The 22,490-nt window shown below is 32.8% G+C and carries 23 protein-coding genes; 14 read left to right on the forward strand and 9 right to left on the reverse strand.

Annotated elements, in window-relative coordinates; genetic code table 11:
• From R2808_RS09625 to dnaK, 3 genes are all read right to left on the reverse strand, one after another.
• Positions 1–290 (reverse strand): type I restriction-modification system subunit M N-terminal domain-containing protein (locus R2808_RS09625; protein WP_371270770.1); only part of this gene is annotated, 290 nt, incomplete at its 3' end.
• A gap of 363 nt (positions 291–653) precedes the next feature.
• A complete protein-coding gene (locus R2808_RS09630) occupies positions 654–788 on the reverse strand; it encodes a hypothetical protein (RefSeq protein ID WP_371270771.1) in 135 nt (44 codons plus the stop codon).
• A 245-nt stretch (positions 789–1,033) separates the two neighbouring features.
• On the reverse strand, positions 1,034–2,932 hold the full coding sequence (dnaK, locus tag R2808_RS09635; RefSeq protein ID WP_371270773.1) for a molecular chaperone DnaK: 1,899 nt from the start codon (positions 2,930–2,932) through the stop codon (positions 1,034–1,036).
• Between the two features lie 225 nt (positions 2,933–3,157).
• Here dnaK and R2808_RS09640 point away from each other — a divergent pair, with 225 nt between their 5' ends.
• The 3 genes from R2808_RS09640 to R2808_RS09650 all read left to right on the forward strand — a co-directional run bounded on the left by R2808_RS09640 (position 3,158) and on the right by R2808_RS09650 (position 6,266).
• Positions 3,158–4,414, forward strand: a complete 1,257-nt coding sequence (locus R2808_RS09640) for a DEAD/DEAH box helicase (RefSeq protein ID WP_371270774.1) — start codon at positions 3,158–3,160, stop codon at positions 4,412–4,414.
• Between the two features lie 78 nt (positions 4,415–4,492).
• Positions 4,493–5,908 (forward strand): L-serine ammonia-lyase, encoded by a 1,416-nt coding sequence (locus R2808_RS09645; protein WP_371270776.1) that lies wholly within the window; start codon positions 4,493–4,495, stop codon positions 5,906–5,908.
• Position 5,909: 1 nt separating this feature from the next.
• Positions 5,910–6,266, forward strand: a complete 357-nt coding sequence (locus R2808_RS09650) for a DUF2809 domain-containing protein (protein ID WP_371270777.1) — start codon at positions 5,910–5,912, stop codon at positions 6,264–6,266.
• On the opposite strand, the gene R2808_RS09655 is transcribed toward R2808_RS09650, so the two are convergent.
• Positions 6,263–6,697 (reverse strand): nuclear transport factor 2 family protein, encoded by a 435-nt coding sequence (locus R2808_RS09655; RefSeq protein WP_371270778.1) that lies wholly within the window; start codon positions 6,695–6,697, stop codon positions 6,263–6,265. The two genes, R2808_RS09650 and R2808_RS09655, sit on opposite strands and share 4 nt — an antisense overlap.
• A gap of 1 nt (position 6,698) precedes the next feature.
• Positions 6,699–7,970 carry a sodium:proton antiporter NhaD gene (gene nhaD / locus R2808_RS09660; RefSeq protein WP_371270779.1) on the reverse strand — a complete coding sequence of 424 codons (1,272 nt, stop codon included), beginning with the start codon at positions 7,968–7,970 and terminating at the stop codon, positions 6,699–6,701.
• A 103-nt stretch (positions 7,971–8,073) separates the two neighbouring features.
• Between nhaD and panB the strand changes: the two genes are divergently transcribed.
• The 5 genes from panB to R2808_RS09685 all read left to right on the forward strand — a co-directional run bounded on the left by panB (position 8,074) and on the right by R2808_RS09685 (position 13,429).
• A complete protein-coding gene (gene panB / locus R2808_RS09665; RefSeq protein WP_371270780.1) occupies positions 8,074–8,892 on the forward strand; it encodes a 3-methyl-2-oxobutanoate hydroxymethyltransferase in 819 nt (272 codons plus the stop codon).
• Between the two features lie 38 nt (positions 8,893–8,930).
• The gene (locus R2808_RS09670) at positions 8,931–9,620 is read left to right on the forward strand and encodes an RluA family pseudouridine synthase (RefSeq protein ID WP_371270781.1); all 690 of its coding nucleotides are present in this window, start codon (positions 8,931–8,933) and stop codon (positions 9,618–9,620) included.
• A 78-nt stretch (positions 9,621–9,698) separates the two neighbouring features.
• Positions 9,699–11,036 (forward strand): DUF5723 family protein, encoded by a 1,338-nt coding sequence (locus tag R2808_RS09675; RefSeq protein WP_371270782.1) that lies wholly within the window; start codon positions 9,699–9,701, stop codon positions 11,034–11,036.
• A gap of 39 nt (positions 11,037–11,075) precedes the next feature.
• Positions 11,076–11,930, forward strand: coding sequence for a neutral zinc metallopeptidase (locus R2808_RS09680; RefSeq protein WP_371270783.1), 855 nt, complete (start codon positions 11,076–11,078; stop codon positions 11,928–11,930).
• A gap of 146 nt (positions 11,931–12,076) precedes the next feature.
• Positions 12,077–13,429, forward strand: a complete 1,353-nt coding sequence (locus tag R2808_RS09685) for a hydroxymethylglutaryl-CoA synthase family protein (RefSeq protein ID WP_371270784.1) — start codon at positions 12,077–12,079, stop codon at positions 13,427–13,429.
• Between the two features lie 6 nt (positions 13,430–13,435).
• Here R2808_RS09685 and R2808_RS09690 read toward each other — a convergent pair whose 3' ends face one another.
• Positions 13,436–14,971 carry a YifB family Mg chelatase-like AAA ATPase gene (locus tag R2808_RS09690; RefSeq protein WP_371270785.1) on the reverse strand — a complete coding sequence of 512 codons (1,536 nt, stop codon included), beginning with the start codon at positions 14,969–14,971 and terminating at the stop codon, positions 13,436–13,438.
• A gap of 230 nt (positions 14,972–15,201) precedes the next feature.
• Between R2808_RS09690 and R2808_RS09695 the strand changes: the two genes are divergently transcribed.
• The 4 genes from R2808_RS09695 (at position 15,202) to R2808_RS09710 (ending at position 17,561) form a co-directional block, all read left to right on the forward strand.
• Complete coding sequence (locus R2808_RS09695) at positions 15,202–15,636, forward strand: GNAT family N-acetyltransferase (protein WP_371270786.1); 435 nt, start codon at positions 15,202–15,204, stop codon at positions 15,634–15,636.
• Position 15,637: 1 nt separating this feature from the next.
• Positions 15,638–16,711: an alanine/ornithine racemase family PLP-dependent enzyme gene (locus R2808_RS09700; RefSeq protein WP_371270788.1), complete on the forward strand. Its 1,074-nt coding sequence runs from the start codon at positions 15,638–15,640 to the stop codon at positions 16,709–16,711.
• A 174-nt stretch (positions 16,712–16,885) separates the two neighbouring features.
• Positions 16,886–17,371, forward strand: a complete 486-nt coding sequence (locus tag R2808_RS09705) for a hypothetical protein (RefSeq protein ID WP_371270789.1) — start codon at positions 16,886–16,888, stop codon at positions 17,369–17,371.
• Positions 17,361–17,561 (forward strand): helix-turn-helix transcriptional regulator, encoded by a 201-nt coding sequence (locus tag R2808_RS09710; protein WP_371270790.1) that lies wholly within the window; start codon positions 17,361–17,363, stop codon positions 17,559–17,561. The genes R2808_RS09705 and R2808_RS09710 overlap by 11 nt, the downstream gene beginning before the upstream one ends.
• Before the next feature lie 11 nt (positions 17,562–17,572).
• Here the strand turns inward: R2808_RS09710 and R2808_RS09715 are convergent, their stop codons facing one another.
• Positions 17,573–18,094: a hypothetical protein gene (locus R2808_RS09715; RefSeq protein WP_371270791.1), complete on the reverse strand. Its 522-nt coding sequence runs from the start codon at positions 18,092–18,094 to the stop codon at positions 17,573–17,575.
• Between the two features lie 142 nt (positions 18,095–18,236).
• Between R2808_RS09715 and R2808_RS09720 the strand changes: the two genes are divergently transcribed.
• Positions 18,237–19,850, forward strand: a complete 1,614-nt coding sequence (locus R2808_RS09720; protein WP_371270793.1) for a M1 family metallopeptidase — start codon at positions 18,237–18,239, stop codon at positions 19,848–19,850.
• 212 nt (positions 19,851–20,062) lie between these two features.
• On the opposite strand, the gene R2808_RS09725 is transcribed toward R2808_RS09720, so the two are convergent.
• Complete coding sequence (locus R2808_RS09725; protein WP_371270794.1) at positions 20,063–21,121, reverse strand: AMP-binding protein; 1,059 nt, start codon at positions 21,119–21,121, stop codon at positions 20,063–20,065.
• A complete protein-coding gene (locus tag R2808_RS09730) occupies positions 21,102–22,019 on the reverse strand; it encodes a lysostaphin resistance A-like protein (protein ID WP_371270795.1) in 918 nt (305 codons plus the stop codon). The genes R2808_RS09725 and R2808_RS09730 overlap by 20 nt, the downstream gene beginning before the upstream one ends.
• A 61-nt stretch (positions 22,020–22,080) precedes the next feature.
• Between R2808_RS09730 and arsC the strand changes: the two genes are divergently transcribed.
• A complete protein-coding gene (arsC, locus tag R2808_RS09735) occupies positions 22,081–22,422 on the forward strand; it encodes an arsenate reductase (glutaredoxin) (protein WP_371270796.1) in 342 nt (113 codons plus the stop codon).
• The last annotated feature ends 68 nt before the right edge of the window (positions 22,423–22,490 follow it).

Consider the following 22,490-nt stretch of genomic DNA (forward strand, 5'->3'; position numbering starts at 1 on the left):
TCGGCTTGTTTGGAGTTTTCCATTACAAACGACCAACGCGCTTCTTCTGGCAAATAAAAAATATTCTGCATGTTGTAGAATTCCTTCATTTCTAAGAACTTTTCTTTGCCTTCGGCAAGTATTTCTTTGCGACGGTCTTCAAATTTATCACTGGCAAATTTTAGGAAGATTAAGCCTAAAACTACGTGTTTGTATTCTGAGGATTCTACGGTTCCTCTTAATTTATTGGCTGAATCCCAAAGGGTTTCTTCTATCGATTTTTCTTTTTTTGTTTTTGCTTGTTGGGTCATGGGTATTTTGATACTATATTGTTGTAAGGTTTTGCTTCAAATTTAACTATTAAATTAGGTTATTCCTATACGTATTTACACGTAATTTTGTACGTATTTATACGTATAAAAGTATAAATAACAATAACTATCTGCAATTTACGAATATAAGTTATAATGTATTTGAGGTTTTCCGTAAAATAACTAATAAGTTTTTAACAATGCTTTTCTAATCTATTTCTTGAATTGTTTTACTAACTTTACCATTCGAAAATATTAACGATTGCGTAAGCTGTTAAATTGGTACACAGAAAACCACAAGGCTTTACAGCTGGTAATTAATCAATTGTTATTTTGAAAACACTCTCTCAAATTTTAACTAAATCAGTTCTCTTTTTGCTGACGATTTACAGGAAAATCTTTTTTGGTTAACACATAATCGGGCGCACCACAATTAACCCGCTTAGGTTCATTGATAACCAATACATCGGGTAAAATAGTCATTAAAAGTTGTTGCAAATCGCCTCTGTAGGAATGCTCTCTGGCGTTTCCTGTTTATAAAGTGTATTTATTTTGTCGATGTATTGTTGTAGTGTTATAATAAAAACTTGTATAAAACGCAAGTTACAATTTAATGTGCTATTTTTTATTTTTTACTAAACCTTGTTTTGATGTTACATTTTACTTTGTTAAAGCGCATAAAAAAACCCGAACACTACCAAAAGTGCTCGGGTTTTTTACAAAATAATTAACTATGAAAAACTTTATTTTACTTCTTCAAAATCTACGTCTTGGGTTTGGTCGCCAGCATCTGCATTACCTTGTGGTTCTGCTTGTTGTGCGCCGCCGCCTTGCGCTTCGGCTTGTGCTTTATACATTTCTTCTGATGCGTTTTTCCACGCTTCGTTTATTTTGTCTAAAGCCGGTTGAATAGTGGCTACGTCTTTTGTTTCGTAAGCTTTTTTCAATTCTTCTAAAGCGCTGTTTAAAGCCGTTTTATTGCCTTCCGAAAGTTTATCGCCAAATTCTGATAATTGTTTTTCGGTTTGGAAAATCATACTATCGGCTTCGTTAAGCTTCGATGCTTTTTCCATAGCTGCTTTATCGGCATCGGCATTTGCTTCGGCTTCTTTTTTCATTCTTTCAATTTCTTCTGGTGTTAAACCAGACGATGCTTCAATACGGATATCGTGCGATTTTCCTGTTCCTTTATCGGTTGCCGATACTTTAATAATTCCGTTTGCATCGATATCGAAAGTTACTTCAATTTGTGGCACACCACGTTGTGCTGGCGGAATACCATCTAAATGGAAACGACCAATTGTTTTGTTGTCTTGAGCCATTGGGCGTTCACCTTGCAATACGTGAATTTCTACCGATGGTTGATTGTCTGCCGCTGTAGAGAATACTTGCGATTTTTTAGTAGGAATGGTTGTATTAGCTTCAATTAACTTCGTCATAACACCACCCATAGTTTCAATTCCTAAAGAAAGTGGCGTAACGTCTAGTAACAATACATCTTTTACATCTCCTGTTAATACTCCACCTTGAATAGCAGCTCCAATTGCCACAACCTCATCTGGGTTTACTCCTTTTGATGGTTTTTTACCAAAGAATTTTTCTACTTCTTCTTGAATAACTGGAATACGTGTAGAACCACCTACTAAAATTACTTCATCAATATCTGATGTTGATAAACCAGCATCTTTTAAAGCTTTAGCTACAGGATCCATTGAACGTTTTACTAAATCGTGTGCTAATTGTTCAAATTTTGCACGTGTTAACGTTTGTACTAAGTGTTTTGGACCGCTAGCCGTAGCCGTTACATACGGTAAGTTAATTTCCGTTTGTGTTGACGATGATAATTCAATTTTAGCTTTTTCAGCAGCTTCTTTTAAACGTTGTAACGCCATTGGGTCTTTGCGTAAATCAACACCTTCTGCGCTATTAAACTCATTTGCCAACCAATCGATAATTACTTGGTCAAAATCGTCTCCGCCTAAGTGTGTATCTCCATTAGTCGATAATACTTCGAAAACACCATCGCCTAATTCTAAGATAGAGATATCGAATGTACCACCACCTAAATCGTAAACTGCAATTTTTTGATCTTTTCCGGCTTTATCTAAACCATACGCTAAAGCAGCAGCTGTAGGCTCGTTAATAATACGCATTACTTCTAAACCAGCAATTTGACCTGCTTCTTTAGTTGCTTGACGTTGCGCATCGTTAAAATATGCAGGTACTGTAATAACTGCTTTATCTACAGTTGTTCCTAAATAATCTTCGGCGGTTTTCTTCATTTTTTGAAGCGTCATTGCCGACAATTCTTGTGGTGTATATAAACGACCATCAATATCAACACGTGGTGTATCGTTATCGCCTTTTACTACTTTGTAAGCTACGTTTCCTACTTCTTTTGAACTTTCTGAGTATTTGTTACCCATAAAACGTTTAATAGAAGCTATTGTTTTAGTAGGGTTTGTAACTGCCTGACGTTTTGCAGGATCGCCTACTTTAATTTCGCCACCATCTACAAACGCAATAACCGATGGTGTTGTTCTTTTTCCTTCTGCATTAGCAATTACTACTGGTTCTCCACCTTCCATAACTGCAACACACGAATTTGTTGTTCCTAAATCAATTCCAATAATTTTACTCATAATATTTTTCTCCTTTTTAATATTCATATAAGATTGTTCCTCTAAGAGTGAACAGTGCTGTTGCACGACAATAACTAGTCAAGTATTATGCCAATGGAAAAAATGAGTGTTTAGTTATAAAAAATGTCAGAAAATATCGTTTTAATATGACAAGATGACATTTTTTGGTTTTTTTATGCGACAATTTTGATTGCAAATAATAGCGTATCTTTGCCAAAAAAATTCATGACGTTTACCGAATTCAATTTACATCGTAGTTTATTTGAAGCTATTGCCGAATTAGATTATAAAAACCCTACACCTATACAAGAACAAGTTATTCCTGAAATATTAAACGGAAATGACGTAGTAGGTTGTGCGCAAACAGGAACAGGAAAAACGGCGGCTTTTGCTATACCTATTTTAGAAGTATTGCATCCAATAGTTGGTTCGTTAAAAAAGCGAAAATTTATTAGAACAGTCGTTTTAGCACCAACGCGCGAGTTGGCGTTACAAATACAAGAAAATTTCGATTTATACGGAAAATATTTAAATACGCGTTCGGTGGTGTTACTAGGTGGTGTTAACCAAAACCCGCAAGTAGAAGCGCTAAAACAAGGTGTCGATATTGTAATTGCTACGCCAGGGCGATTTTTAGATTTACACAAACAAGGTTTTATTAATCTCGATCAAATGCACCATTTGGTTATAGATGAAGCCGATTTAATGCTTGATATGGGTTTTATTAACGATGTAAAGAAAATTATAAAATTATCGCCAAAAAACCGTCAAACGTTGTTGTTTTCTGCAACTATGCCGTTTGAAATTCGAGTTTTAGCCGATGAGTTTTTAAACAATCCGAAGTATATTTTGGTTAATCCTGTTTCGAGTACAGCTCAAAATATTGCACAATCGGTTTACTTTGTAGAGAAAGAAAACAAACGTAATTTATTGCTGCATTTAATTGAAACTTTACAACTCGAAAACGCCATAATTTTTGTTAGAACCAAACATGGAGCAGATAATTTAGTAAAAACATTGGGTAAAAAAAATATAAAAGCCATTGCTATTCATGGAAATAAATCGCAAAATGCTAGGGTTAGAGCTTTAGACGAATTTAAAAATAAAGACGTTCAATTTTTAGTAGCTACCGATATTGCGGCACGCGGACTTGATATTGACCAATTACCTACAGTTATTAATTTTGATTTGCCTAATATTCCCGAAACTTACGTTCACAGAATTGGTAGAACAGGTAGAGCTGGTAACGAAGGAAAATCTATTTCGCTTTGCGGAAAAGATGAAAAAGCGTATTGGCAAGACATTGTAAAACTAATTAAATCGAGAGTTAAAGAAGTGAACGACCATCCGTTTCCTTGGAATACAAATGAAAATGGAACTTCTTCAACTAAAAATGAACCTAAAAAAGATTTTCGAAATACTAAAAATTCGAAGTCTAGAAAGTCGAACAATTCCAAAAAAAATAAAAAACGCTGGTATTAATACTATTGTTTTACATCGATAACATTTTATAAAAAGTGATTGCCTTTTCACTATCTTTGTTTCTCAAACGATTTAGTTATGGAATGTATTTCGGTATTCGATATGTTAAAAATTGGTGTTGGCCCATCGAGTTCGCATACTTTAGGACCATGGCGTGCTGCCGAACGCTTTTTGGAAAAAATTCGCAAACAAGATTTAATTGACCAGATTATTCGGGTAAAAGTCGATTTATTTGGTTCTTTATCATTAACCGGAAAAGGTCATGCTACCGATTTGGCTGTAATGCTAGGATTAAGTGGTGCCGATCCAGAATATATTCCCGTAGAAAGCATAGATGTTATTATTTCGGCTATTAAAAACAAAAATGAACTTTTTTTAGGAAACGAAATTATTATTCCTTTTCATGCCGAAAATGATATTGTTTTTAATCGAAATTTTTTGCCTTTTCATGCTAATGGAATTACGTTTACTGCTTATACTGAAACTACCGATTTTTCGGAAACCTATTACTCTATTGGCGGTGGGTTTGTAGTGCAAGAAAACGAAAACAACCATTTAGAAGAAATAAAATGTGCTTTTCCTTTTCCTGTAGATAAAGCGAGTGAACTATTAGCATTTTGCCAGCAAGAAAACAAATCGATATCAGAAATTGTATATGAAAATGAAAAATCGATGCGTACAGAAGAAGAAATTCACAACGAATTACTTCGCATTTGGGATACTATGCTTGAGTGTATGTATATTGGTTGTCATACCGAAGGTATTTTACCTGGCGGTTTAAATGTAAGACGAAGAGCTTACGATATGCACAAAAATTTAATTGGTGTATTGCCCTACGATAGTCCGTATTCGTGGTTGCAAATTATTCGTCAAACCGAAGTGAAATTTCGTCAAATATTAAAATGGGTTTCGTGTTTTGCACTTTCGGTTAACGAAGTTAATGCTTCTTTAGGTCGTGTGGTAACAGCGCCAACAAACGGAAGTGCGGGTGTTATTCCTGCGGTTTTAATGTATTATTTGGTTATTGAAAATCATGAAGCCAATGAAAAACAAATTAAACAATTTTTAATGACGGCTGGCGAAATTGGCAGTATCTTTAAAAAAGGAGCTACAATTAGTGCTGCTATGGGTGGTTGCCAAGCCGAAATTGGCGTTTCGAGTGCTATGGCTGCCGCTGCACTATGCGAAGTAATGGGCGGAACACCCGAACAAGTTTTAGTGGCTGCCGAAATTGCTATGGAACATCATTTGGGTTTAACCTGCGACCCTATTGGTGGTTTGGTTCAAGTGCCTTGTATAGAACGTAACACTATGGGTGCTATAAAAGCAATAAATGCTGCCGAATTAGCCCTTGAAACCGATGCTAAAAACGCAAAAGTTCCGTTAGATAAAGTAGTCAATACAATGTGGGAAACCGCAAAAGATATGAATGCTAAGTATAAAGAAACTAGCGAAGGCGGCTTAGCTGTTGGCGTAAACTTAGTAGATTGTTAGTTTGAAGAAGATAAATTATTTACTTTTTGTTTGTATAACACTAGTTTTAGGGATACTTTCTCGTAAAATAAATGGTATTCCTCTTTTTATTGGCGATATTTTATATGCCATTTTTATTTATTTTGGCTTACGAACCACCCAATTATTTTCTATGCGTACAACAATGGCAATTAGTTTATTTTTTTGTTTTTGTATTGAGTTTTCGCAATTACTTCATTGGCATTGGCTCCAATCTATCCGAAACACTACTTTAGGACATTATGTATTAGGCGAAGGTTTTTTAATAAGCGATTTAATATGCTATAGCATAGGAACAATTTTAGCTTATTTAATCGATACTAAACTTTTAAATCGCTAATCTTTTCTTCTTGTATCAATTAGGTGTATAATTTTCCAGTTACCATCGGGCTCCTTAATAAGTGTAAAAGAATTTACACCTTTATGAACAAATTTGTTATTTATATAAACTTCGTAAGGCGTCCAAACGTGAGCTAAGTTAGCATCAATTTGAACTTTATACGACAAAATTTTCTCAAAAAAAATCATGTCTTTTGGAATTCTTGCAAACGATTTAAAAAACTCACTTGCTGGCTCTTGTTTTAAACGAGTAGAATCGGTTTTGTTTGCAACTGTTTGTAAAATTAACGATTGATGACAAACTTTTTTCATAGCTATTGTGTCTTTTTTATGAAACGCTTCAAAAAAAGTAACAATAGTATTTTCTGGATTATCTTGGCTAAAAACTACTTGAGAAACAATTAGCCAAAAAAAATAATAATAATATTTCATATTAATGTAGTAATAAAAAAGTTAAAATTGCTCCTATGTATCCTGCAACGGCAAGTGGTGTAATATATTTTAAATACCAACCAAAACTAATCTTTTCTTTTTCCATAACGGCAATACCAGCAGCAGAGCCAATAATTAACATACTACCACCTGTGCCTGCACAAAGCGCAATAAATTCCCAAAGCTGGTTATCTATAGGAAATTGTGAAAGTGGAAACATTCCTTGTGTAGCAGCTACTAAACTTCCATTATCTACTAACGATGATAAAAATCCTATAGCAATAATCATGGCATTATTGTTTGGTAATATTTCTTCTAATTTTAATGCCAATGCCGATAAAATATGAGCTTCTTGCAGGGCAAAAACCATCAATAATATTCCCATAAAATATAAAATTGAATTTACGTCAACTTTCGTAAGAGCATAATTTACTGAAAATTTAGCTTTTTCCTCTGCCGTTTTATGCCGATGGTAAACAATGGAAACTAATGAAACCATACATAACGAAATTAAAACTCCAATAAATGGTGGTAAACCTGTTACTGTTTTAATTACAGGAACCAATAAAAGACCAATAACACCTGCAGTAAAAACACTTGCACTACCTCTCATTTTTTCTTCTTGTATTGCTTGTGCCATTGAAATTTGTGCGCGCAACACCGCAAAACCTTTCATTCGAAAACCCGCAATAAATAAAGGAATTAAAAGTGCTACAAGAGAAGGTAAAATTAGTTTTATTACAATATTTTCGGCACTAACTTGTCCTCCAATCCATAATAAAGTAGTCGTAACATCGCCAATAGGACTAAATGCACCACCAGCATTTGCAGCAATTACCACTACACCAGCCAAAATCATTCTAATTTTGCCTTTTGGCATTAATTTTTTTAATAACGTAACCATTATTATTGCCGTAGCTAAATTATCTAGCAAGGCCGACATAAAAAAAGTGATTAAACCTACAATCCACAGCAATTTGAATACTGATTTTGTACGAATTCTATGCGTTATTACGGTAAATCCTTTATGAATATCTATAAGTTCAACAATAGTCATTGCTCCTAGTAAAAATATGAGCAGCCCTGATATTTCGCCAAAATAACTTATTAAAATTTCGGACGTTTCATGATGATTATGATGGTATAAAGCAATAATTACCCAGCAAAAACAACCTGTTAATAAAGCACTTATGGTTTTACTTATTCGCAACGGCGATTCAAAAATTACAGCAAAATAACCTAAAGTGGCTACTAGTATAAGAAGCGTAATCATCTTTTTATTAAATTTTGGTAAAATTAAGTAAAATCAAATTGATACTGGTTTTTTTAAAAAAAGAAAATACATTTTTTACATTTGTAATCTAAAAATGTAAAAAATGTCTGTAGCTAAGAAAGATTATAAGCGAATTACGACCAAGTCGCTAATTGAAATGAAAGAAAACAACGAAAAAATTTCGATGTTAACAGCCTACGATTACACTATGGCAAAAATTGTAGATGCAGCAGGCATAGATGTTATTTTAGTAGGCGATTCGGCAAGTAATGTAATGGCTGGGCACGAAACTACTTTACCTATAACACTAGATCAAATGATTTATCATGCGTCGTCGGTTGTTAGAGCTGCAGAAAGAGCATTAGTTGTAGTCGATTTACCATTTGGAAGTTACCAATCAGACCCAAAAGAAGCACTACGTTCTGCCATTAGAATTATGAAAGAAAGTGGTGGCCACGCCGTAAAATTAGAAGGTGGAAGCGAAATTAAAGAAAGTATTAAACGAATTTTGAATGCAGGTATTCCAGTTATGGGACATTTAGGGTTAACGCCACAATCTATTTATAAATTTGGTACTTATACGGTTCGTGCTAAAGAAGATGCAGAAGCCGAAAAATTGATTGAAGATGCTAAAATGCTGGAACGAATTGGTTGTTTTGCGTTGGTTTTAGAAAAAATTCCTGCAAAATTAGCAAAGAAAGTTGCCGAAAGTATTTCAATTCCTGTTATAGGTATTGGTGCTGGTAATGGTGTTGATGGCCAAGTTTTAGTATTGCACGATATGATAGGAATGACACACGAATTTAATCCAAGATTTCTTCGTCGTTATATGAATTTGTATGAAGATATGAGCAACGCTATTGGACAATATGTTAGTGATGTAAAATCGTTAGATTTTCCTAATGAAAATGAGCAATATTAATTCAAATTTGAAAAATTTAGCAATTTGAAAATTTGAAAATGAAAACCCTTTCTACTAAAGAAAACCTCCAAGTACTGTACCAAGATAACCATATTATTGTGGTAAACAAGCGTGTAGGCGATATTGTGCAAGGCGATAAAACAGGCGACAAACCCTTGTCGGAAGTTGTAAAAGAATATATTAAAGATAAATACAATAAACCTGGCGAGGTTTTTTTAGGTGTAGTACATCGATTAGATCGGCCTACAAGCGGTATCGTTTTGTTTGCTCGAACATCAAAAGCACTTTCGCGATTAAATGAAAGTTTTAAAAACAGAGAAACCGAAAAAACGTATTGGGCAGTTGTTAAAAATTGTCCGCCAAAAGAAAATGAAACTTTAGTGCATTGGCTAACTCGAAACCCAAAAAACAACACTTCTAAAGCACATAATAAAGAAGTAAGCAATAGCAAGAAAGCTAGTTTACACTACAAAATAATACAAAAACTTGATAACTATTTTGCCTTAGAAATTGATTTACACACTGGGCGCCATCATCAAATAAGAGTACAATTAGCAGCTATTGGTTCTCCTATAAAAGGCGATTTAAAATACGGCTTTAATCGAAGTAATCCCGATGGTGGCATTCATTTACATGCCCAGAAATTAAAACTTATACACCCTGTTTCTAAAGAATTTTTAACCTTTATAGCACCAACTCCACCCGATATAATTTGGAATTTAATCTAAAATATACCCAATACTAGGTAATTATTTGTAAGAAAAAAGTATTAATTTCGTTGTTATATAACTAAAACCTATTTTACAATGAAAAAATACGCTGTTTCTCTTTTTACATTTTTAGGGCTTATTACTTCCGCACAAGAACATTTTTCTGGTATTAATACTACAAAACGAGTAGGATTGCTTAATGCAACTATTAACCCTGCCGAAATAGGTAATTTAAGCAACAAATTTGAAATTAATTTATTTAATATAAGTGCTAACATTTCAAATAATAAACTTTCAATTAAAGATTTAACCAATGATAGCGATATTGAAGATAAAATTTTCACGGGTTCAGAACCTGTAAATGCAAGAGTTGACGTTGCTATTCTAGGGCCTGCTTTTGCTATAAAACAAAAAAAATGGGCATTTGGGTTGGCTACCTCAGCCAACGTTAAAGCTAATATTATTGATGTTAATGTTGATTTAGGAAATGCAATTGGTAATGAAATTGCCGGAATAACAAATGTAAATGCTAACTATAACCAACGATTAAATGCCATAGCTTGGGGAGAAATAGGTTTAAGCGCGGCACGAGAACTAAACGTTACAAAAAATCATAAATTTACTGTTGGTGCAACGCTTCGTTTACTTTTTCCAGGTTCTTATATGAATATGGGAATTTCCAATTTAAATGGAGATATCGTAAATGTTGCAGGCAATATGGAGTTAACCAATGCAACTGCTAATCTTAATATTGCGTATTCTGGCCCACTAGCAGACGATTTTTCTGATAGCGAAAATTATGAATCTTTTTTTGCAGGAGGATTAAATGGATTTGCGGGCGATATTGGAGTAACTTACCAATGGATTCCTGATGAAAACGATACTAACTACAAATTAAAAGCGGGTTTAGCACTTAGAAATATGGGAAGTCTAACTTTTAAGTCTGATAATAATATTCAAAACGAATATAATTTAGATATAGATGCTACTCAGTTAGAATCGTTAAACTTAAACCAATTCGACGGTGCCGAAAGTATAAAAGATATAGAAAACGTATTAATTAGTAGCGGCTATGTAACCAAAACGGAAACCAAAAAAGATTTCACAATAAAACTACCAACAGTTATTAATGTGTATGCCGATTATCAAATTGTAAAAAGATTACATCTTTCTGCCTATTTACAACAAAAAATAGCCGACGACTCTAAAAACGACTTTACTACAGTTCAAAACATTTTCACAATTACTCCACGCTTTACAACTAAAGCTTTTGAAGTGTATGTTCCTGTATCGCAAAACGAAATTTCCGATTTTACTACTGGTGTTGGCTTTAGAGTAGGTGGCTTTTTTATAGGTTCTGGTTCTGCCATAACCGCTTTGTTAAACAATTCGCAACAAGGCGATTTTTATTTAGGATTTAGATTAGCTTTTTAATATATTTACCCACATAATATATTTAAAAAAGTTTTTATTATGAAATGGCAAGGAAGACGTCAAAGTGATAACGTAGAAGACCGTAGAGGTATGTCGGGCGGAGGAAAAGTAATTGCTGGTGGTGGCGCTATAGCAGTAGTTTTCTTTTTAGTAAAAGTATTTTTTCCAGAAGCGGCACCTTTTGTAGATACTATACAGCAAAGCCAAGCTACACAGCAAACAGAACAAGTTGAACAAAGAGAACTTACTCCTGAAGAAATTGAACTAGGAGAATTCGCATCTACTGTTTTAGCTGATACAGAAGACGCTTGGACACAAATATTTGCAGAAAACAATTTAGGCCAATACGAAAAACCAAAAATGGTACTTTTCTCGGGTAGCGTTCAAACGGCTTGTGGCGGTGCAAGCTCGGCATCTGGTCCGTTTTACTGCCCAGGCGACCATAAAGTATATATGGATTTAACTTTTTTTGAAGAACTTAGAACGCGTTTTGGAGCAAAGGGTGGCGATTTTGCCATTGCTTATGTAATTGCTCACGAAGTAGGGCACCATGTACAAACTTTACTAGGTACATCTGGAAAAGTACGACAACTACAACAAGGAAAAAGTAAAGCCGATGCTAACAAATTAAGTGTTTGTTTGGAATTACAAGCCGATTTTTATGCTGGTCTTTGGGCACATTACAATCAAAAATATTTAGAAACAGGCGATATTGAAGAAGCTTTAAGTGCAGCACATGCCGTAGGCGATGATGCCATTCAAAGCAAAATGCAAGGTCATGTTGTACCCGATTCGTTTACACACGGAACTTCTGAACAACGTATGAAATGGTTTATGAAAGGTTACGAAACAGGCGATATTCGTTATCACGATACTTTTTCGGAAGAATTATAATAGAAAAAAAACATACTCAATCGTTTTAGAATTTTAAAAAATATAATGTACTAATCGTTTTATTTAAATATTCGTAATTCTATTTTATAGTATTTTATATAAAGTGAAATCAATGTAAATTTGTTTTCACTTTTTTTATTGATATTATGACTGTAGGAATAGATGCCATTCAATTTGATGTGCCAAAAATTTATTTACCAATTGAAACCCTAGCAATTGAACGAAATATTGAACCTGCAAAACTTGAAAAAGGTTTGGGTTTACAACAAATGAGCTTTCTCGATGTACATCAAGATGTAGTAACATTAGCTGCAAATGCGGTTTATAAATTAATTAAACAAGAAAATGTAGATTTAGCTACTATATCAAGAATTTATGTAGGAACAGAAAGCGCTATTGATAATTCGAAACCAATAGCAACTTACATTATGCAACTTTTAGAACAAGAATTTGGCCCACGAGCATTAAAACATTGCGATGCACTTGATATGACATTTGCTTGCATTGGTGGAGTTGATGCGTTGCAAAACTGTTTAGACTATGTACGTTTACATCCTAATAAAAAAGCTATAGTAGTAACTACCGATAATGCTAAATACGATTTAAATTCTACTGGTGAATATACGCAAGGTGCTGGCGCTATTGCAATGTTAATTACGTCAAATCCTAAAATTGTTGCATTTAATCAAACAACTGGAGTTGCAACCGAAGGTGTTTTCGATTTTTTTAAACCAAAACAAACCATTGCTAAAGAAACTATTGTAGCAAATAACGAAAATAACGAATGGTTTGGCGTTTTAGAAACCGAAATTTCAATTACAAAAGAGCAACCTGTTTTTGATGGACATTATTCTAACGAATGCTACATTAATCGAATTACCGAAGCCTATAATCATTTTAAAAAAGAAAGCAATACAACTGAAAAAGTGTATAAAAATTGGGATTTAATTGTGATGCACCTACCCTATTGTTTTCAAGGTAGAAGAACATTTATTGATATTTTTGCAGAAGAAAATTCTGAATTAGTGCATGAGCAAATTGGCGAAACCCAAAAAGATAAAATTAAAATGCTTTCAAAATCTTCAGAATATGTAGAGTTGGTTTCAAAAAAAATAGTTCCAGCAGAAATAGCTTCAGGAAAAGTAGGAAACATTTATACGGGTTCAATATTTTTAGCATTTTTATCGGCGTTATACTATAGTGCAACTCAAAATACAACATTGCTTCACAATAAGGTTGGTTTTATTGCTTACGGAAGCGGTTCAAAATCTAAGGTTTTTGAAGGAAATTTAATGCCAAACTGGCAAAATAACATTCTAAAAACGCAGTTATTTGAAGTGCTCGAAAACCGAACACCTATACGTTTTGAAACCTATGAAAAACTACATAAAAAAGAATTAAAAACGCCTGTTTTAGAACCTAAAAATGAGTTTGTTCTCGATTATATAGAAAAAGAAAAAACAGTTTTAAAAGGAGCTCGCTATTACAAACGTAAATAGCTTTAACTACCCTAACCACCCTTCTCTATCTAAACTTCTATATTGTATGGCTTCGGCAATATGGTGCGATTGAATATTGGTTGCATTTTCTAAATCGGCAATGGTGCGCGATACTTTTAAAATTCTATCGTAAGCTCGTGCCGATAAATTTAAACGTTCCATAGCTGTTTTTAATAATTGCAAAGAAGCATCATCTAGCATACAATACTCACGAATTAATTTACTACTCATTTGCGCATTGTAATGGATATGATTAAACGCAACAAAACGTTTTGCTTGAATTAATCGGGCATTGGTAACACGTTCTCTTATCAATTTACTACTTTCTGCTTTTCTGGTATCCGATAATTTTTCAAATGGAACGGGAGTTACTTCTATATGAATATCTATTCGGTCTAAAAGTGGCCCCGAAATTTTACTCAAGTAGCGTTGCATTTCCATTGGCGAACTACTAATAGGCGCATTAGGATCGTTAAAATAGCCACTTGGGCTAGGGTTCATACTGGCAACTAACATAAAACTTGACGGATACGTTATTGTAAATTTTGCTCTCGAAATAGTTACTTCTCTATCTTCAAGCGGTTGGCGCATTACTTCAAGAACTTCACGTTTAAATTCGGGTAATTCATCTAAAAATAAAACACCATTATGGGCTAACGAAATTTCGCCTGGTTGTGGATAACTGCCGCCACCAACAAGTGAAACAGAACTAGCAGAATGGTGTGGCGAACGAAATGGCCGTTGTGTTAACAAACCTGCTTCTTTTACTTTTCCTGCAACCGAATGTATTTTGGTGGTTTCCAATGCTTCTTGCATGGTCATGGGCGGTAAAATACTCGGCAATCGTTTGGCAAGCATAGTTTTACCAGCACCTGGCGGGCCAATTAAAATAATATTATGCCCACCGGCAGCAGCAATTTCCATACATCTTTTAATTGATTCTTGACCTTTTACATCGGCAAAATCGAACTCTGGAAAATCTAAATTTTTAGAAAACTCAATATCCGAATCAATTTTTGTAGGTTGTATAGTAGCACTTCCATTAAAAAAATTGATAACCTCAACTACGTTTTCAATTCCATAAACATCTATTCCATCAACAATTGCGGCTTCTTTTACATTTTGAATAGGCAACAAAATTCCTTTAAAGCCTTCTTCTTTAGCTTTAATAGCTATCGATAAAGCTCCTTTTATAGGCTGTAAACTTCCGTCTAAAGAAAGTTCGCCCATAATAATATAATTTCCTATTTCATCTGAATTAATTTGAGAAGATGCGGCTAGAATTCCGACGGCAATGGTTAAATCGTAAGCGGAACCTTCTTTACGCAAATCGGCAGGTGCCATATTTATCGTAATTTTTTTTCCCGGAAAATGATAGTGATTGTTTTTTAGTGCTGCTGCTATACGATAGCTACTCTCTTTTATAGCAGAATCGGGCAAACCTACCAAGTGGTAGCCAATTCCTTTATCGATGTTTACTTCTACGGTAATGGTTGTAGCATCTACACCAAAAACGGCGCTTCCAAATACTTTTACTAACATGGCGTGTAATTTTAATAAGGCTTATATTATACAAATATAGAAAAGTTTTTTATTAGTTGTATAATTTTTTAAATTTGCAGTAGTTATTTGATTTTTTGTCTAGTCTAGACAATTTAAAGACGTCGGTCTTGCTATCATTCGATAAATTCAGTATTACTGAATGCCTTTTGGAAAATCCAATTTGGTTTTTATACATTAATTCGCACTTAAGTGTGAACAAATTTATTTTTATGAATTTTACTCTAGTAAATGCTTCTACGGGAGAATCTGAAGTGTTTTCAAAACAAACAATTATCAATTTTTTATTTACACATCTTGAACAATATGGCGATACTAAAGAAGCTATCGCAAAATGTATCGATTATGTAATGAACCCAAGCAAAGGCGGAAACATTATTATTGGAACTGATGAAAATAAAATTGTAGGCATTACTATTTTAAATAATACAGGAATGCACGATTATATTCCTGAAAACATATTGGTTTACATAGCTGTAGATAATTCGCAAAGAGGAAAAGGTTATGGTAAAAAATTAATGCAAAAAGCCATTGAAGTTACAACTGGCTCTATTGCACTACACGTAGAACCAAAAAATCCTGCAAAAAAACTATATGAAAAATTAGGCTTTGTTAATAAATATTTAGAAATGCGTTTAACAAAATAAAATGGCTTTTTTAAAACTATACAAAAGTAAACTTAAAGAAAACTATACATTTTTAGATACTTTATTTAAAGAAAGAAATATACAATGGGGTGTTGTTACCAAATTGCTTTGTGGAAATAATTTATTTATTAAAGCAATTATTGATTTAGGTGTAACCGAAATGCTCGATTCTAGAATCAGTAATTTAAAGAAGATTAAACTTCTTAACCCAGCTATTCAAACGGTTTATATAAAACCGCCTTCAAAACGGAATATCAAAAAAATAGTTCAGTATGCCGATGTGAGTTTTAATACCGAAATAGTTACCCTAAAAATGCTATCGGAAGAAGCGCAAAAACAAAACAAAACGCACAAAATTATTATTATGATAGAAATGGGCGATTTGCGCGAAGGCGTTTTAGGCGAAGAATTATTACAATTTTACAAGCAAGTGTTTAGTTTACCCAATATTGAAATTAGCGGAATTGGTACTAATTTAAACTGTTTAAGCGGTGTAATGCCCACGCAAGATAAATTAATTCAGCTAAGTTTATACAAACAACTTATTGAAGCCAAATTTAATGTGAAAATTCCTTGGGTTTCTGGCGGAACTTCGGTTGCCATTCCTTTATTACTAAAAAATGCTCGGCCAATGGCTGTTAATCATTTCCGAATTGGCGAAGCCTTATTTTTTGGAAAAGATTTATTTACAAACGAAACCATTGAAGGTATGAACAACGAGGTTTTTAAACTTTTTGCAGAAATTATAGAAATAACCGAAAAACCCGATAATCCAATTGGCGAATTAGGCGAAAATGTTGCGGGTAACACTTACGAAATTAACAATGAAACTGATTTAAGCCAAACTTCGCTTCGTGCTATTCTCGATATTGGTTTGCTCGATATGCAACCGCAGTATTTGTTGCCAGAAAATGAAAATATTTCCATTGTAGATGCCAGTTCCGATATGATGGTTATCGATATTTCTAACTCGGAAAAAAATTATAAAATTGGCGATTTAGTTTCGTTCAAATTACAATATATGGGTGCATTATACTTATTAAATTCCGATTATATTGAAAAAATAATGGAATAGTTTTTTTACTTTTTGTAAAATCCATTTGTCTATTTGTAAAATAAACTTTACATTTGGATTGTGTTTAAAATCAATTTGTATGAAATCGCCATTAACAAAAAGTTTGCGTAAGCAAACACCAATAAATAAAAAGGCGATAACATATATGACCACTAACAAATAAATTTTACATATATGAAAACACATTTTTTATTTCCAAATCAATTCAAAATAATTGGTTGGTTTTTGTTTGTTCCAAGTTTAGTTATTTCGGTTTTAGCAACAGTATTAAATTGGAATATCGACAACTATTTTACTTGTAAAGTTTTTGCTATTTACAATGATGGTTTTTTCCAAAACAATTCGAGTGCCTTTTTTCAAATTATAGAAAATAGCCTATCAGACGAACTCTTAACTTTTTCATTGGTAATTGGCGGACTTTTAGTAGGTTTTTCTAAATTAAAAAAAGAAGACGAAATGATAGGACAAATTCGATACGAAAGCTTGGTTTGGGCAACCTATTTTAACTATGTTATACTACTTTTATGCACAGCGTTTATGTATGGAATTTCTTTTTTAAATGTTCTATTTTACAATACATTTAGCTTACTTCTATTTTTTATTATTCGCTTTCATTACAGCATTTACAAATTAAATAAACAAAATAGCAATGAAGAATAATTTAAAAGTTTTACGCGCTATTAAAAATATTTCGCAAGAAGAATTAGCCCATCAAATTGAGGTAAGCCGACAAACTATAAATGCAATGGAAAAAGGGAAATATGTGCCTTCTACGTTATTAGCATTAAAATTAGCTCGCTATTTTAAAAAACCTGTAGAAGCCATTTTTGAATTAGAAGAAAATGAATAAAAAAAGAAGTCTTACGACTTCTTTTCCCCTACAAACTGATCTTCTTTTAGTTTAAACAACACATTAAAAGTGGTTAAACTTCCGTAAATACGAGTAATATATTGTTGCAATTCTATTTTTTCAGAATGTTCTAAATTGCTCGAATTAATTTTTTGCTCCATTACACGTAGTCTATCGCGTACCATAATTATTTTATTAAAAAAAGTTTCTATAGGTAGCTCTTTATTTTGTGTAGGTGTACTTGGTTCTAAAATTAATTTTCCGCCTTTCCACTTATCGGCAATAGAAGTAGTAGGCGTAATATCGGTATATTTTTGTAGTAAATTTTTCATTAATTTTTCTACCTCATATAAACTTACCGTATCTACTTCGTTTTCTACAGCTTCAACCACTTCAAAAGTATCGGTTAAATCAATAGTTTCAATACCTTTTTCAATAAAAGTTACCCAGTAGTATTTTGAAGCTACATTGGTAACAACGCCCGCACCATATTCTGGATGTTGAATGCGCGATCCTATTCCTAATAATTTCATAATCTATAACTTTTAATCGTACAAATATACTATTTCTTAAAATAAGATTTTTCTTAATAATTACTATTTTAAAACAAAAATGTTTTCATATAAACATATTATACTTTTAAAATGGTTCTTATATTTGTTTAAAATTCGATATATGAAACCATTTATTATTGTTTTACTAGCGCTTACTACTTTAAACACTTGTTTTGCGCAAAACTTTACACGTCGCGATTCGTTACAAGGCGGCTTACGCTTTGAAAGAACTTCGTACGATGTACTGCGCTACGATTTAAATATTACCGTAAATCCTAAAGAAAAAAATATTGTTGGTTATAACGCTATCACATTTAAAGTAGTTGAGCCTACGCAAAAAATTCAGGTCGATTTGTTTGAAAACATGACGATTGACTCTATTATTTACCACAACCAAGACTTAAATTATACACGAGATTTTGATGCTGTTTTTATTAATTTTCCCTCATTTTTAACTAAGAACACTACCGAAAATATTGTTTTCTATTATTCTGGAAAACCAAAAGAAGCTAAAAATGCACCTTGGGACGGCGGTTTTGTATTTAAAAAAGATAGTAATAATAACGATTTTATTGGTGTTGCCGTGCAAGGCACAGGCGCAAGCTTATGGTATCCGTGTAAAGATTCGCAAACCGATGAACCGAACAATGGTGCCTCTATTAAGGTGGCAGTACCTAATGGCTTACAGAATGTTTCTAACGGTCGTTTTAAAGGTTCAGAAGATTTAAAAAACGGTTATACACGCTGGGATTGGGAAGTACAAAACCCTATAAATAATTACGATATTACAGTTAATATTGCTAATTATACACATTTTCATGATAATTATAATGGTTTAGATTTAGATTTTTACGTGTTAAAAGAAAATGAAGAAAAAGCAAAAAAGCATTTTGAAGACGATGTAAAACCAATGTTAGATTGTTTTCAAGAAAAATTTGGAAAATACCCATTTTGGGAAGATGGTTATAAATTAGTAGAAACTTCTTATTTAGGTATGGAACACCAAAGCGCTATTGCCTACGGCAACAAATATAGAAAAGGATATTTAGGTTTCGATAATTCGCGAACTGGTATAGGTATGTTTTTCGATTATATTATAATTCATGAAACAGGACACGAATGGTTTGGTAATAGTATAACCAGTAAAGATATTGCCGATATGTGGATTCACGAAGGGTTTACGACTTATACCGAGTCTGTTTTTGTAGAATGCCAAAAAGGATATGAAAAAGCATTACAATACATTAACGGGCAAGCAAAAAATGTAAGTAACAATAAGCCAATCATTGGTAAATATGGTGTAAATAATGAAGGAAGTGGCGATATGTACTACAAAGGAGCTCTTTTATTAAACACATTACGCCACGTTATAAATAATGATGAGCTATGGTGGAATTTGTTATACAAATTTGCCGAAACATACAAAAAACAAATTATTGATACTGAAACAGTAATTGCATTTTTTAACCAACAATCTGGAAAAAATTTAACCCCTATTTTTAATCAATATTTGCGTTATACTAATTTGCCAAAGTTAGAAATTAAAGGCTATAAAAATCGTTTCCAATACCGATGGGTAACCGATGTAGAAAATTTTGAAATGCCTGTAGAAGTTATAATAGAAGGAAAAACACGCAGGTTAAATGCTACAAATGAATGGCAAATTGCTCCTATTGCAATTAATGGATTTAAAAATTTTAATGTAGCTACCGATAAATTTTTTATTAAACAGTAGTTATAACCCGTAGTGCATTTAGAAAATTTTATTTGTTTATTTCCGTCAGCTCGAGTATTTCTTGGATAAATTTTATGCAATTTATCTAAGAAATGTATCGAGAACTTACAATTTAATGCTTCTCGATAAAATTTTTCTTCGCTTTACTACGAAAAATTACTCGAAGTAACGTCGTTTAATAACTTTTAGCTTCTAAATGCACTATGGGTTAATTATAAACTTTTAATATTTAGTTTTTCTAGCGTTTTATTGCGCTGAATTTTTCCTGTTGCTGTTTCTATAAATTTCGGAATAGTATAAATTTTCTTTGGTTTTTCATACGAATCTAGCTCGTTAAAAATTGATGTATCTAATTTATTTTCAGTTGTTTCTACAACCAAAACAACTTGATTTCCGAATACTTCATTAGGTTCCGATGCAATAAAAAAACGAGTTGAAATTTTATTTTGCAGTTTTTCTTCTATACGTTCTGGAAATAATTTTACACCACCGCTGTTTATTACATTGTCTATACGTCCCAGCCATTCAAATGTGTTTTCATTTACAAGAGTTACCCTATCGTTAGTAGTAATAGTTTCGTTTATTAATTTTGGGGCATGTATTACCAAACATTCTCTATCGTCTAAAGTAAAACTAACATTTGGCAACGCTTTAAAATAAGCTTCGTTAATTGGCCTTGCGGCTATATGTGTAATGGTTTCTGTCATTCCGTAAGTCTCGTACACATTAGCATTTTGCTTTTTCAATTGCGTAATTATTGTGTTCGAAAGTTTTGCACCGCCTACAATTAAGGTTTTTATTTGATGCAATTGCGGCATTGCTTTTTCTACTTGCATAGGCACCATTGCGGCAAAATCGTAGGTTTTTGTTTTCTGAGCAAGCGGATTGCCTTTTGGCGAAACTATTTCTAATACTAAACCAATTACTAATGCTCGCACAAGCATCATTTTTCCTGCTATATAATTGGCAGGCAAACAATGTAATGCCGAATTACCGGGTTGCAAATTAAAAAAATTACCTGTTGCTATGGCCGATTTAACCATAGCTTGTTTTTTTATTCTTATGCGCTTTGGCTCACTTGTTGTTCCCGAAGTTTGCACTATAATAGTATCGGAATCGTCTAGCCAATCTAGCAAAAACAAACCTATTTCTTTTTCGTAAGGTAAACCTTCTTTTATAAAACTATAGGCAATTTCATTTAATTCTTCGCTACCATAATGGTTGCCTTCTAATGTAAAATTATTGTGAATTTTAGTGTAATGAGGTATCATTTTCAATTTCTGTTTCAATTAATTTTCCCGTTAATTTTTGTTTCCAATTATTCCATTTGTACTTTTTAGAAAAGAAAAATAACAATAATGGAAAAATTACAAATATTGGTAGTATTATTTCAAATCCTGCAGATGGTTCTGATATATCTTTAAAAATAGAATGCGTTTGAAAAGCTGTCCAATCGGCTGTTACAAGTAATGCGCCTACAAGATTATTTGCGGCATGAAAACCTAAAGCTAGCTCTAAACCTTCGTCCATTAAAGTTATAATTCCTAAGAAAAAGCCAGTTCCTATATAGTAAATCATTATTAGCCAACCTACTTTTCCTACTTCCGGATTAGCAGCGTGCATTAAACCAAACAAAACCGATGTAATTACTAATGGTATTAATCTTGAATTTGTAGCTAAGCCTATTCCTTGCATCATATGGGCGCGAAACAAATATTCTTCAAAACTGGTTTGCAAAGGTATTAACAATATAGCCAATGCTAAAAAAACGAAAAACTGTGTAGGTTTAAAATTCAATTCAAAATTCTCCGGATTTAAAAAATACGCTACTAATACTAAAAACGTAGTTATAGCTGTCCATAAAAAAAAGGAAAAAAAAATGCGCTGCCAGTCAATTTTAGAACGCGAAGTCGTTAGCATGGTTATGCTAATATTTTGTATAAATTTTGTCCATAATAGCACTACAAACAACCCTATAACTAAAGGGGCAAGCATTATAACAAAAGTCATATTTACACCTAGCATTGCAATCATTTGATTCATCATCTCTGCGGTATCAACATCTAAAGAAATAATGTAGTTCCAAATCATCATACCTATAAAGCCTAATGGAATAGGCAAATACAATATTAAACTAGGACGTAGTTTTTTTAGCTGTTCTATATACATAAGTATTGGTTTATAATTTTTACTAAAATAGTATTTTTTATCTTTGTAAAAAAATGAAATTATGATAACTATTTATCACAACAATAGATGTTCAAAATCGAGAGAAGGATTATGTTTTTTAGAAAATAATAAAGAACCTTTTACCATTAGAAAATATATAGACGAACCTTTTACAAAAGAAGAACTCATTAGCGTTATTAAAAAACTTAATACAAACCCTATTGCATTAGTTCGAACAAAAGAAACCATTTGGAAAGAAAACTTTGCACATAAAAACCTAACCGACAACGAAATTATTGATGCCCTTTTACAGTATCCAAAATTAATAGAACGGCCTATTGTTGTAAAAAACAATAAAGCTGTTATTGCTAGACCTACCGAAAAAATAAACGAAATTCTTTAACTATTTTTAACAAAAGTTTGTGATTGTAGGCTTAAACCAAAAGCTATTTTTGTGTTCTAAAAAGAAAG

The sequence above is a fragment of the Flavobacterium sp. genome (genome assembly GCF_041392005.1).
Lineage (GTDB): Bacteria > Bacteroidota > Bacteroidia > Flavobacteriales > Flavobacteriaceae > Flavobacterium.